This is a genomic window from Micromonospora craterilacus (assembly GCF_003236315.1).
Lineage (GTDB): Bacteria > Actinomycetota > Actinomycetes > Mycobacteriales > Micromonosporaceae > Micromonospora > Micromonospora craterilacus.
The window spans coordinates 1-11,886 of the sequence record NZ_POTY01000223.1 but is presented as its reverse complement, the minus strand read 5'-3'; the positions used below and the strand labels follow the sequence as shown (position 1 = coordinate 11,886).

General features: G+C 71.9%; 11 protein-coding genes. 7 read left to right on the top strand and 4 right to left on the bottom strand.

Features of this window, described 5'->3' with window-relative positions:
- From C1I95_RS26795 to C1I95_RS26780, 4 genes are all read left to right on the top strand, one after another.
- Positions 1-489 (top strand): HNH endonuclease (locus C1I95_RS26795; protein ID WP_233513902.1); only part of this gene is annotated, 489 nt, incomplete at its 5' end.
- Positions 490-761: 272 nt separating this feature from the next.
- Positions 762-1,334: an RNA polymerase sigma factor gene (locus C1I95_RS26790; protein WP_111217869.1), complete on the top strand. Its 573-nt coding sequence runs from the start codon at positions 762-764 to the stop codon at positions 1,332-1,334.
- On the top strand, positions 1,331-2,263 hold the full coding sequence (locus C1I95_RS26785; RefSeq protein ID WP_111217868.1) for a CU044_5270 family protein: 933 nt from the start codon (positions 1,331-1,333) through the stop codon (positions 2,261-2,263). The genes C1I95_RS26790 and C1I95_RS26785 overlap by 4 nt, the downstream gene beginning before the upstream one ends.
- 406 nt (positions 2,264-2,669) lie before the next feature.
- A complete protein-coding gene (locus tag C1I95_RS26780) occupies positions 2,670-3,449 on the top strand; it encodes a class I SAM-dependent methyltransferase (RefSeq protein WP_111217867.1) in 780 nt (259 codons plus the stop codon).
- Positions 3,450-3,464: 15 nt separating this feature from the next.
- Here C1I95_RS26780 and C1I95_RS26775 read toward each other — a convergent pair whose 3' ends face one another.
- Complete coding sequence (locus C1I95_RS26775; protein ID WP_111217866.1) at positions 3,465-6,278, bottom strand: AfsR/SARP family transcriptional regulator; 2,814 nt, start codon at positions 6,276-6,278, stop codon at positions 3,465-3,467.
- 266 nt (positions 6,279-6,544) lie between these two features.
- Between C1I95_RS26775 and C1I95_RS34905 the strand changes: the two genes are divergently transcribed.
- Positions 6,545-6,889, top strand: coding sequence for a hypothetical protein (locus C1I95_RS34905; protein WP_158566480.1), 345 nt, complete (start codon positions 6,545-6,547; stop codon positions 6,887-6,889).
- Between the two features lie 50 nt (positions 6,890-6,939).
- The gene (locus tag C1I95_RS26765; RefSeq protein WP_111217862.1) at positions 6,940-7,692 is read left to right on the top strand and encodes a right-handed parallel beta-helix repeat-containing protein; all 753 of its coding nucleotides are present in this window, start codon (positions 6,940-6,942) and stop codon (positions 7,690-7,692) included.
- An 86-nt stretch (positions 7,693-7,778) separates the two neighbouring features.
- Here C1I95_RS26765 and C1I95_RS26760 read toward each other — a convergent pair whose 3' ends face one another.
- Both C1I95_RS26760 and C1I95_RS26755 read right to left on the bottom strand, forming a co-directional pair.
- Complete coding sequence (locus tag C1I95_RS26760; RefSeq protein ID WP_199523923.1) at positions 7,779-8,666, bottom strand: nitroreductase/quinone reductase family protein; 888 nt, start codon at positions 8,664-8,666, stop codon at positions 7,779-7,781.
- Positions 8,667-8,909: 243 nt separating this feature from the next.
- Complete coding sequence (locus C1I95_RS26755; protein WP_111217860.1) at positions 8,910-9,380, bottom strand: DnaJ family domain-containing protein; 471 nt, start codon at positions 9,378-9,380, stop codon at positions 8,910-8,912.
- 119 nt (positions 9,381-9,499) lie between these two features.
- Here C1I95_RS26755 and C1I95_RS26750 point away from each other — a divergent pair, with 119 nt between their 5' ends.
- Positions 9,500-10,150, top strand: coding sequence for a LysE family translocator (locus tag C1I95_RS26750; protein ID WP_111217859.1), 651 nt, complete (start codon positions 9,500-9,502; stop codon positions 10,148-10,150).
- A 31-nt stretch (positions 10,151-10,181) separates the two neighbouring features.
- Here the strand turns inward: C1I95_RS26750 and C1I95_RS26745 are convergent.
- A partial coding sequence (locus C1I95_RS26745) for a beta-galactosidase (RefSeq protein WP_111217857.1) occupies positions 10,182-11,886 on the bottom strand: 1,705 nt, incomplete at its 5' end.

Genomic DNA, 11,886 nt, shown 5'->3' with positions numbered 1-11,886 from the left:
CCCGCCGCCTACCCTGTCGCCGTGGTGTCCCAGATCAACGGCCTGTCCCGACATTTCACCGAGGACACCCTCCGGGCGTATCTGTTGAGCCGCGCGACACGCGCCGACGACGGATGCCTCATCGTGCGCGGCTACGGCAGCCGGCGCGGCGTGCACCAGAAGCTCGCGGGCCGGGCGTGGGCGCACGTCGCGGCGTACGTAGTCTTCGTCGGCGGCTACGACCCCGCCCTCGAGGTGCACCACGACTGCGGGGCGCCGGACTGCATCGAACCGACCCACCTGCGCCAGCTCAGCCACGCGGACAACTGCCGCGAACGCACCCAACGCCCGCAGTGCCGCAACGGACACGACCGGGAGATCGCTCCGACGACGGGTCGATTCCGGCGATCCTGCCGGACCTGCAACCGCGAGGCGCAGCAGCGCTGGCGTGAGCGCCAGGCCGCGGAGGTCGCCGAAGCGCGCATGGCATACGGGCGGATGAGTTCCTAACCCCGACCGGGGCGGGGCTGCCGGCCGCACACGGCCTCGGAAACAGCCGCCAGCACCAAACGATTGATCGTGAAGGGTGCCCTACCGTCCCAGCCGGGGAAAATGATTCAGTGGGTCCGCCCTGAGTCGGGCGGGTGGCACCGCTGGCGACGAGCTACGGGCAGCGCGGCACCGCCGCCGGCAGTCGCAAGCCATCTGACCGCAGGAAAATGTGCCCGCGAAGAGTGGGAACTCAGGGGCCGCCGCGGACAGGTGAAGGTGTGACAGCTGAGATGCGGGTCCGGATCCGGGCCGGAGACACCGATGCATTCGGCGATCTCTTCGATGAACATGCCGATGCGGTTCATCGGCATGCGGTGTGGAGTGAGGGCGATCCGGCGCTCGCCGAGGATGTGGTGTCGCTGACCTTTCTCGAGGCGTGGCGGATCCGCGAATCTCTGTATCCGGACGGGGGCAGCCTGCGGCCGTGGCTGCTCGGCATCGCCACCAATGTGCTGCGCAACCGGCGGCGGGCGGCGCGCCGGCACCGGGAGGCGTTGCGGCGACTGCCGGTACGCGACACCGTCCCGGACTTCGCCGACGAGGTGGTCGCCCGGATGCACGATGCCGACCAAGTAACCGCGGCCATGGCGGCACTGCGGGCACTCCGCAGGGCCGACCGGGAGGTGTTCCTGCTGTGCGTGTGGTCGCAACTGGACTATGCGGCGGCAGCCGAGGCGCTGGGCATACCCGTCGGGACCGTGCGCTCTCGGCTGTCGCGGGCACGGACCCGGCTGCGGGCGCTGGCACAGCAGGAGCTGGGGCGTACCCGAACAATCCCCGTCGAGCAGGGAGAGTACCGATGAGCGAGCCCACCGCCCCCCACGTGCCGGCCCTGCCGGCAGTGCGCCGGCAGGCACTGCGGCACCACCTGATGAACGAGTTCGAGCGGCCGGCCCGGCGGCCACAGCGGATGCTGGTGCTCGCGCCGGCGGCGGGCGTGCTGGCCGCCGCGGTCGCGGCCGGGGTGATCGCCCAGCTGTGGGCGCCGGACAGCGCGCCGCTGATTGTGACGGTCGAGCAGGGGGAACACAGTGGCGCGACGCTGTTCCTGAACCAGATGGCCGCAGCGGCCGTCAACAAGCCGGAACCACCGTCCGGCGAAGGCGAGTACGTCTACATCAAGAGCCGGGGTGCGTTCGCCGAGCTGGGTGACGGCCCGGCCCGGCTGCAACCAGTGCGCGAGCGGGAGATTTGGATCCCGCGGTACGAGCGAGGTGACGGTTTGCTGCGGCAGCCGTCCTTCGACTTGCCGATCATCGGTGTGATCCCGGAGCGGGAAACGCTTACCGACATGACGCCGAACGCGGAGGTCGTCGATCTGCCCAGCGACCCGGACGAGCTGCTGGCGAAGCTTTACCGGGAGCGGGACGAGCGAGGCCGGGGCAACAGCCGCGACGGTGCGGCGTTCACCGCGATCGGCGACATCCTGCGCGAGTCGTTGGTGCCGCCGCAGACGAGCGCCGCGCTCTACCGGGCCACGGCGAAGATTCCGGGGGTCGAGGTGGTCCGCGGGGTAACCGATGCGGCCGGCCGGCGAGGGGTAGCCGTCGCGCACACCGAGGGGAACCGGCGCGATGAGTGGATCTTCGATGAACAGACGTATGAATACCTCGGCGAGCGAAGTTATCTCGTTGCGGACACCGCCGACGGGCCGGCCGGGACGGTGCTGGGCACGACCGCAGTGCTGCAACGGGCCGTTGTGTCGAAGGTCGGACAGCGCCCGGAGAGGTAGCCCTCTGGCTCAACGACGAACGACCGACCTGGCCCGGCGCCGACGCCCCGACCCTTCGGTACCCGACTCGTCGTACGGGTGCCCACCCGGAGCCGACCGCGAAGCCGCCATCAGCAGACCCATCACCATCCGCTGACCGGCCCTATTGCCGGTCTCCGGCGTAATCCGGCTGCCCCCAGACCGTCATCGTTGTGGCTTAGGTCGGGTCGGGATCGGCCGAAGCTGCACCAGCCTAAGTGCTTACGCACACTAACAGTCATTATGGTGCGCTCGCGATATGCCCGCTTTGTAGGTATTAATTATCGGCTTAGCGTTACTAGTAATCCAATAATGTTCGGCGGCGGCGTCTGCCCGTTGCTGTGACGACCGATAGCCGCTGCGCGGCACCGATCGATAGGTTGGTCGCGTGGGACGTGACGAACGGCTCCGTCACGCCTCGTCGTTCGGCGCGGCGGCGACCGCGTACGCCGCGCACCGCCCGGACTATGCGCAGGCCGCGGTGCGCTGGGCGCTCGAGCCCGCGCCCGGCTTACGGGTGCTCGACCTCGGCGCCGGCACCGGCAAACTCACCGCCACACTGCTTGCGGTCGGCGCCGACGTCACCGCGGTCGAGCCTGACCCGGCGATGCTGACCGAGCTGCGCCGCGCACTGCCGGACGTCGGTGCCCTGCCGGGCAGCGCCGAGGCGATACCGCTGCCGGACGCGTCCGTCGATGCCGTGCTGGCCGGCAACGCCATGCACTGGTTCGACATGGCCGTCGCGGGACCCGAGATCGCCAGGGTCCTGGCGCCCGGCGGCATCCTGGCCGGCCTGTGGAACGTCATGGACGACCGGGTCGACTGGGTCGCCGGGCTGGCGCGGGTCAGCGGAAGCGCGGCCATCGGCCCGCGTGACACACCGGCCGGTTGGCGCGCCGAGACGGCCGACGCGTACCTGCCGAAGACCGGCGGGGCGGCCCGGTTCGACTCGCCGGAGCAGGCCGAGTTCCCGCACGGGCAGCGCCGCACCGCCGACTCTCTCGTGGCGACACTTGCCACCAGGGCGGGGATGCTGGTCATGCCGGAACAGGAGCAACAGGCCACGCTCGGCCGGATCCGCGCCTTCCTGGCGAGCAGACCGGAGACTGCCGACGGCGAGTTCACCCTCCCGATGCTGACCTGCGTGCTGCGTGTCCGGCGGCGGTGAGCGGCATCCACCTGTTCAGCGCGCCGCAGCAACGCCCTTGGTCGCGGCGAGCTTGTCGCGGAGTTGTTCGACGGCCGGATGCCCGATCTCGGTGAGGATCTCCAAGGCGCGCAGCCAGCAGTCGCAGGCGGCGGGCAGGTCGCCGAGGGCCTGGTGGGTGTCGCCCAGGTGCTGGAGCGCCTCCGCCTCGTTGTAGCGGTGTCCGAGCTCGCGGCTGATCTCCAGCGCTCGCCGATAGCAGCGGGCCGCCCGCCGGTAGTGGCCGAGATGGTGAAGGGCGTAGCCGAGGGTGTCCCAACTGTTCGCCTCGCCGGTCCGGTCGCCGAGCCGGCGTTGCAGGGCAACCGCCCGCTGGCAGTAGCGGATCGCCTGCTGGTGCTCGCCGAGCAGAACATGGTCCCAGCCGACCGCGTTGAGCGCCCGGGCCTCCCCCGCCCGGTGCCCGGCGTCGCGGAAGAGCCGCAGCGCACGTTCGTCGTGGCGCAACGCGGCCGCCTGGTCGCCCTCCTTCTCGCTCGCCCAGCTCAGGGTCAGCAGGGTGTGCGCCTGGCCGACCCGGTCGGCAAGTTCGTCCAGCAGCACCAGAGCGGATTCCAGGTGGCCACGGGCCAACTCGAACCGGCCGGTCTCGGTGTAGGCGGGAGCGACATCACGGTGCGCCTGCGCCCGCGCCGCCCGGTCGCCGTCACGCTCGGCGGCGGCCAGCGCCTGATTCTGTACGGCGATCAGGTCGTCCCAGTGGCTCCGGCGGCTCAGGAAGGTGGTAAACGCCCACGCCAACTGCCAGACGTGCCGGTCGAAGCCGTGCCGGGAGGCCAGCTCGACCACCCGCAGGAGCACCCCGTGTTCCTCGGCGAACCAGGCCAACGCCTGCGCGTTGTCCGCCGTCTCCTCCGGCTGCACGCCCGCCTGAGCCGGCGGCGGCGCGACCGGATCCCGCAGCGGGGACAGCCGCCGGTCGGCGGTACCTGCGCTGCGCAGATAGTGGTCCACGATCCGGTGCAGCGCGGCGCGGCGTGGCTCCGGGGGCTCCGCCTCGACCATCTCCGCCGCGTACGCCCGCAGCAGGTCGTGGCAGGTGTACCTGCCCGGCGCCCGTTCCACCATCAGCTGCGCCCGGACGAGTTCGCCGAGGATGAGACGCGCCTGCCGCTCGGGCAGGGCGGCGAGGCTGGCGGCGGCCCGCACCGAGATGTCCGGCCCGGGATGCAGCCCGAGCAGGCGGAACAACCGCGCCCCCGGCTCGCCGAGCGCGCGGTACGACCAGGAGAAGACCGAGCGCAGGTCGGTGAGCGGGTCCCCGCCGCCGGCGAAGCCGTCGAGACTGCCCTGCAACTCGGCCAGTTCCCGGTCCAGCGCGGCGAGCGGGAACCCGGGGTGGGCCGCCGCGCGGGCCGCCACGATCGCCAGCGCCAGCGGCAGCCCGGAACACCGCTCGACGATTCCCTCCACCGGCCTCGGCTCGGCCGCCACCCGGCCGTCAGTCAGCCGGCTCGCCAGCAGCTCGCGGGCCTCCGCGGCGGTGAGCAGGTCGAGCGCGACCGGGCTGGCGCCTTCGACCGCCACCAGACCGGACAGCTGCTGACGGCTGGTCACCACGACCACGCATCCGGGTACGCCCGGCAACAGCGGGCGTACCTGCTCGGCGTCGCGGGCGTTGTCGAGCACGATCAGCATTCGCCGGCCGGCGAGCATGCTGCGGTACAGGCCGACCTGTGCGTCCAGGTCCATCGGCACCGACCCGGGCGGCACCCCGAGCCCGTCGAGGAAGCCGCGTAGCGCCACCAGCGGTGGCATCGCCTCCGCGGCGGGCTCGAAGCCGCGCAGGTTCACGTACAACTGTCCGTCGGGAAATCGGTCCAGGTTGTCGTGGGCCCACCGCAACACGAGCCAGGTCTTGCCGATCCCACCCATCCCGCCGACGGTCGAGATGGCGACCCCGCTGTTCGCCCCGGCCTGCCGGTCGACGGCGATGCTCAGGGCGGCCAACTCCCGGGCGCGGCCGGCGAACATCGCCGGCGGCGGTGGCAGCTGCCGGGGCGTACGGGGGGTGACTGCTGCGGCAGCCGCTCGCGTGACGGCCGAGGCGGCGAAGTCGGGATCGCCGTGCAGGATCCGCAGATGCAGCTCCTGCAGATCAGGACTGGGGTCGACGCCCAACGCGTCGGCCAGGCGGTGCCGCATCTGCTGGTAGTGGTCGAGCGCCTCGGCCTGCCGGCCCGAACGGTACAGCGTCAGCATGAGCTGGCCGGCAAGGCGCTCGTCCAACGGGTGCTCGACAACACCCCGCGACAACTCCGCCAGCAGCGTCGAATGCTGACCGAGACGGAGCGCGATGTCGGTCCGGTCCCGCTCGGCCGCCCGCCGGCCCTGGTGCAGGGCGCCGCGGAGGTTGTTGAACCACGGCGTGTCCAGCGGCGCGAACGCTTCTCCGCGCCACAGGCCGATCGCCTCGTCGAAATGCCGCAGGGCATCCATGTCGTCGGTTGCCCGCCGGGCGCGGGAGACCAGGTCGTTGAAGCGGTGCAGATCCACCGCCATCGGATCGACCGCCAGCAGGTAGCCGCCCGGTTGCCGCACGATACGGACGTCCTCGGTGCGGCCGAGGCACCGGCGTAGCCGTGACAGGTAGCTGTAGAGCGCGCTGTGTGCCCGCTGCGGCGGCCGATCCACCCACACCCGCTCAAGTAACTGGTCGACGTGGACGACTCGGTTCGCCTCGACCAGGAGCACCGCCAGCACACATTGTTGCCGGGCGTGGCCGAGATTGACCGGATCGCCGTCGACAGCTGCCGCGACATCGCCCAGCAGCCTGAACTCCACGACCATGAGCCCCCACTGTCCGCCCCTGCCACCCGCCAGCGGATTCAAGTTTTCCACAGCATTCGTTCAAACGACGTCCGCTAGTGGCTCGCCCGCCGGCGGATCGGCGGGCCAACCGGCGGTCCACGCAATCGGCGGCCGCTCGCGCATACCGCTGATCTGCGAATTCAAGGCCGTTCGCAAGCTTCGCGCAGGGCCGGACATGGATGGTGAATCCACCGGGCGACGCGAATGCCCGGGACGGTCCAACATCGACCAACACAAGGAGGACCATGGTGAAGTCCGTGCGCAGAACGTCGACGGCGGTGGCGGCGGGAATCGCGCTACTGCTTGCCGGCCCGCCTGCCCTGGGCAGCAGCCCGGCGGCGGCGTCCCCGGCCGCGGCCTCGACCGCTTCTTCGGCAGCCGCCGCGCCCTGCGTGGAATGGTTCGACACCGCCGGCAGCGGTGGTGCTGGACGCTTCCACGTCCAGTGCACGGGCTACTACGTCACGGTGTGGGTCACCTGCAGCTCGGGGTCGCCCATCAACGGGCCGAAGCGGTGGCAGTACCAGAAGGCGGAATGCCGCAACGGCGCCAGGATCACCAGCGGCGGCTACGACGCGAGTCGTACCTGACCATCTCACCCGGTGAGATGTCACATCCCTACTCGTCAATGAGGATTTGAATGCTCGTACGTGGATTGATCGTCCTGGCCGGCAGCGCCGCACTCGCCCTCGGGCTGATCGCGCCGGCTCAGGCAGCCATTGTCGACCCCGGTGGCATGGGTGCGTCGGCTCGGATGGCCGCCCCCAAGTATCCGGGGCAGGTCAAGTGCCCCAAGGGTGACTATCAGCTCTGCATTGACGGCGGCCCCGGCGGTTTCGCCATCAAGGGCAAGAAATTCTCCGGGCACGCCAACGCGATCCTGCTCAGGAACGTCAAGAACGTCACGGTCAGCGGGAACGAGTTCAAGAATCTCAGCGGTTCCACCGGATACGCCGCCGTCCACGTGAAGAACTCTTCCGGCATCGTGATCAAGAACAACGTCTTCTCCGGCCTGCGCAACGGCGGGAAGATGCACGGGGTCTACCTGGTCAAGACCTCGGGCAGCAGCATCACCGGTAACAAGTTCTCGGTGATCACCGGTGACCCCGTGCGAATCAGGGACGGGAGCAAGAACAACGTGGTGAGCGGGAACACCTTCACCAAGTCCGGCCAGTACGCCATGTTCAGCGAGTGGGGCCGGCTGGACAAGGGCGAGACGTGCGGGAGCGGCAACATCTTCAAGAACAACAAGTACGGCACCGGCTACTCCGGCAAGAAGCTCCCACTGATCAAGTGGGGCGGCCGTGGGGGTGGCAGCACCGGACTCCCGCTCACCTGGAGCAACTGCAAGAAGGCGAGCATCGTCAACAAGGGCGGCAACACCAGGATCTAGGGTCGGCGTGATCGCCCCGACGGGGGCCCTGGAAGCGCCGGCGGGGCACACGCCCCGCCGGCGCCCATCTTCGTCGCCGCCCGGCGTCAGCCGACGCCGTCGAGGACCGGGATCAGTTGCTCCTCCTCGTACGCCAGATGTGCCTCCAGCTCGGCGACGAGCCGGGCGACCTGCTCGCGGACCTGGTCGCGGTCGGCGCTCTCGGCGGTGAGCACCTGCCGCAGCTCCCCCACCAGCGCGGCGACCCGCCGGTGTTCCTCGCGCAGCCGGTCCAGCACGGGCGCCAGGTCCGGGCGCTGCGCGCCGAGGCCGGCGAACATGCCCTCGTCCTCCCTGACGTGGTGGACGTGCAGGTTGCCGCACACGGTCAGGCAGTTCACCCGCAACTGGGCACCCAGCGCCGGACCGGAGCGGTCGACCTCGGCGCGGATCAACGCCAGCTCCCGCCGGAACGCGTCGTGGATCAACTTCAATGCCGCGCCGAACGACGACGCGGCGGGCGGCCCGGCCGCCTCGGGGTAGAGCGCCACCACCGGGATCACCCGCGACGTTTTCGCCTGGTAACCGGCCCAGCCGGGGTCGGCCGCCGCGGCGCGGGCGAAGAGGCGGTCGCGCTCGGCGCCGGTGAGCACCCCGGCGCGCGCCGGATAGGTGAAGGCCCCGTCCTCGACGGTGACCTGCGGATCGGCGACCAGGTTGTGGTACCAGTGCGGATGCCGGTCCGCGCCCCCCGCGGAGGCGATCACCAGGATCCGTTCCGGCCCGTCGGGCAGGTACGCCACCGGGGTGGTGTGGGCGGCGCCGGTACGCGCCCCGGTGGTGGTGAGCAGGATCAGGCGGGCGCCCTCGAACGGGCCGCCCACCCGGCCGGCGTTGGCCCGGAACTCGTCGATGATCTGCTGGTTGAAGTCGTTCGGCATGCTCTGCTTTCTGCGGTGACAGGAGTCGGCCACGTCGACGACGCCGGTGGCCACGGCGAAGATCGCGCCCGGAACGGCGCGGGATACGACAGTGGGGCGCCTCGAACAGGCGCGAGGAAAGCGATGGAGGACGGCGGGCCGCGGGCCCGCTCCCGGCTCACCGGCGGGCCGGGTGCCCCGTCCGCTCGTGGCCCATGGCCGACCCGGCAGTCACCTGACCGACCGTAGTCGACCCGACCAACACCGGCAACGGTGCTGCGGTGGCTGACCGGCTGGACCGGGCGGGCGGTCTCCGGGTCAGGCGGCGCGGCGCCGGCGGAACGGGAGCCAGGCCCGCCGCGCGGGCGACGGCCGGGCGGCGGGCGCCGCCGGTTCGGCGGTGGCGTCGCGGTCGGCCCGCCACCGCTGTACGACGGCGTCGGCGTCGACCGGGCGCACCACGACCCGCGGGCCCGTCGGGTTGCGCAGCCAGGCCATCACCTGCGCGTTCAGGTCGGCGACGCAGGCCCGGACGGCCTGCTCGGTCGGCAGGTCGCGGACCTCGTCCGGGAGCCGCTCGATCTGACGGCGCAGCAGCAGCGGGGTCGGCAGCAGCAGGTCGGTCGGCACCTGCTCGCGTTCCAGGAAGCTCTTGATCCACCAGGATTCGTCGTACGGCATGCCCCGGCCCGGGATGGGCCTGCCCGCGCCGGGCAGGTTGTCGAACTCCCCGCGCTCCTGGGCTGACCGGATCTGCGCCTCGATCGACGCCTCCCACGCCCTGTCCACCTGGTCACCTCCCCGGACTCACCGTATCGCGGCGGTGTCACCGCAGCGCAGTGTCGCCGCAGCTACCGGGATTCTCCGGTGGCATAGGCTCGGGCGGGACGTGGGACGGGGGTCACGCAATGGTGAGTACGGCCGGAGTCGTCGGGATCGCGTTGGTCGCCCTGGGGCTGGTGCTGACGCCGGGACCGAACATGGTCTACCTGGTGTCGCGGTCGGTGACCCAGGGCCGGCGGGCCGGGATGATCTCGCTGCTCGGGGTCGCTGCGGGCTTCGCGGTCTACCTGGGCGCCGCGGTGGCCGGCATCGCCACGGTGTTCGTGCTGGTACCGGCGTTGTACACGGCGGTCAAGCTGGCCGGCGCGGCGTACCTGCTGTGGCTGGCCTGGCAGGCGGTACGCCCGGGCGGCCACTCACCGTTCACCCCGGCGCCGCTGCCGCCGGACCCGACCCGGCGGCTGTTCACCATGGGGCTGGTCACCAACCTGCTCAACCCGAAGATCGCGATCCTCTACGTCTCGCTGCTGCCGCAGTTCATCGACCCGGCCCGGGGCAACGTGGCGGCGCAGAGCCTGCTGCTGGGCCTGACCCAGATCGCGGTGGCGTTGACGGTGAACGCGTTGATCGTGCTGACCGCCGGGGGGATCGCCGGGTTCCTGAGCCGCCGCCCGTTGTGGCTGCGGGTGCAGCGGATGCTGATGGGCACGGTGCTGGCGACGCTGGCCGTGCGGATCGCGGCCGACCGCTCCCGCGCCGCCGTCGCCACCCCCTGACCGGCGTCGCCCCGCCGCCGGTGCCCGTGGCTCAGCCGGTGTGCTCGCGCAGCACGGCGACGCCGCCGGGTGGCAGCGTGACCGCCTCGTCGACTGGAGCCCCCGTCAGCAGTTCCACGCCGCGGGCCGGTACCCGCTGGTCCCGGTCGGTGTGGTTGAACAGGAACAGCCAGCTCGCGTCGTCGCCGCGGCGGCGTACCGCCTCGACGCCGGCGGGCGCGTCCGGGTAGACGGGGGTGGCGCCGGCGGCGCGGGCGGCTCGGTCGAGCAGCCGGCGGTAGGTGTCGTCGTCGGGTCGGGTGGAGACGTACCAGGCGGTTCCGGCGCCGCTGCGGTGCCGGGTGACCGCGGGTAGCCCGTCGAGCAGCCCGCCGGCGTACGAGGTGACCACGTCCGCCCCGGCCAGGTGCAGTGTCTCGGCCCAGATCCGTCCGGTCCCGCCGTCGGCGAGCCGGACGTGGTCACCGTCGGCGAGCGGGTGGAACTCCTCCGCCCGGACGCCGAGCACGTCGCGTAGCGCGCCCGGGTAGCCGCCGAGCCGTACCCGGGCGTGCTCGTCGGCGGCCCCGCTGAGGTAGGTGGCCAGCAGGTGCCCGCCGCGCTGGACGTGCTCGCGCACCCAGCCGGCGGTGGCGTCGCCGACCAGGTAGAGGGCGGGCAGCACGAGCAGCCGGTACCCGTCGAGGGGGTCGCCGGGCACGACGACGTCACAGCCGTACCCGGCGTGCCACAGGGCGCGGTGGGCGGCGGCGACCTCGTCGTGGTGGTCCAGTCGGGTCGACGGCAGGCCGGGGTGGCGCAGCGCCCATCCGCTGGCGGCGTCGACCGCGAGCGCCACGGACGCCTCGACGGTGCCTCGGATCTCGGTGAGCCGCGCCAACGCCGCGCCGAGCTCGACCGCCTCGCGGAACACCCGGCTGTCCGGGCCGGCGTGCGGCACCAGGGCGGAGTGGAAGCGTTCGGCGCCGCCGGCGGGTGCCCGCCACTGGAAGAACATCGCGCCGTGCGAGCCCCGGGCGACGTGGGCGAGGCTGTGCCGGAGCATCCGCCCCGGTTCCTTGGTGTGCATCCGGCCGGCGGTGTGGATCTGGTTGGGGGCGCTCTCCATCAGCAGCCACGCCGGTGCCGGGTCGGGCCAGGTCGGGCCGCGATCCGGGGTGGCCGGCGGCTCTCCCGCCGTGGCGGTGGTCTGCCGGCGGGCGGTGGCGTGTCGGGCCCAGCCGCGGGCCAGGTCGCCGACCAGGGCGGTCTGTTCCTCCGCGCCGACGTCGACCGCCGACGGGTAGTGGTCGACGGCCACCAGGTCGACCTCGGTGGCCCAGCGGGCGTGGTCGACCGGTACCCAGTCGCCGAGGACGTAGTTGGTGGTGACCGGGATCGTCGGGTTCGCCGCGCGGAGCAGGTCGCGCTGCTCGGCGTACGCGGCGAGCAGGGTGTCCGACCAGAACCGGCGGAAGTCCAGCAGCTGGCCGGGGTTGGCCAGGTACTGGGTGGCCCGGGGGGTGCTGATCTGGGCCCAGTCGGAGTAGTGCTGGCTCCAGAAGCTGGTGCTCCAGACGTCGTTGAGGGTGGCCAGGTCGCCGTGGCGGTCGGCCAGCCAGCGCCGGAACGCCCGGGCGGTGTGCTCGCAGTGGCAGGTGGTGCCGTACTCGTTGTGCACGTGCCACAGCGCGAGGGCGGGGTGGTGGGCGTACCGGTCGGCGAGGGCACCGGCGATGCGGAGGGCGGCCTTCCGG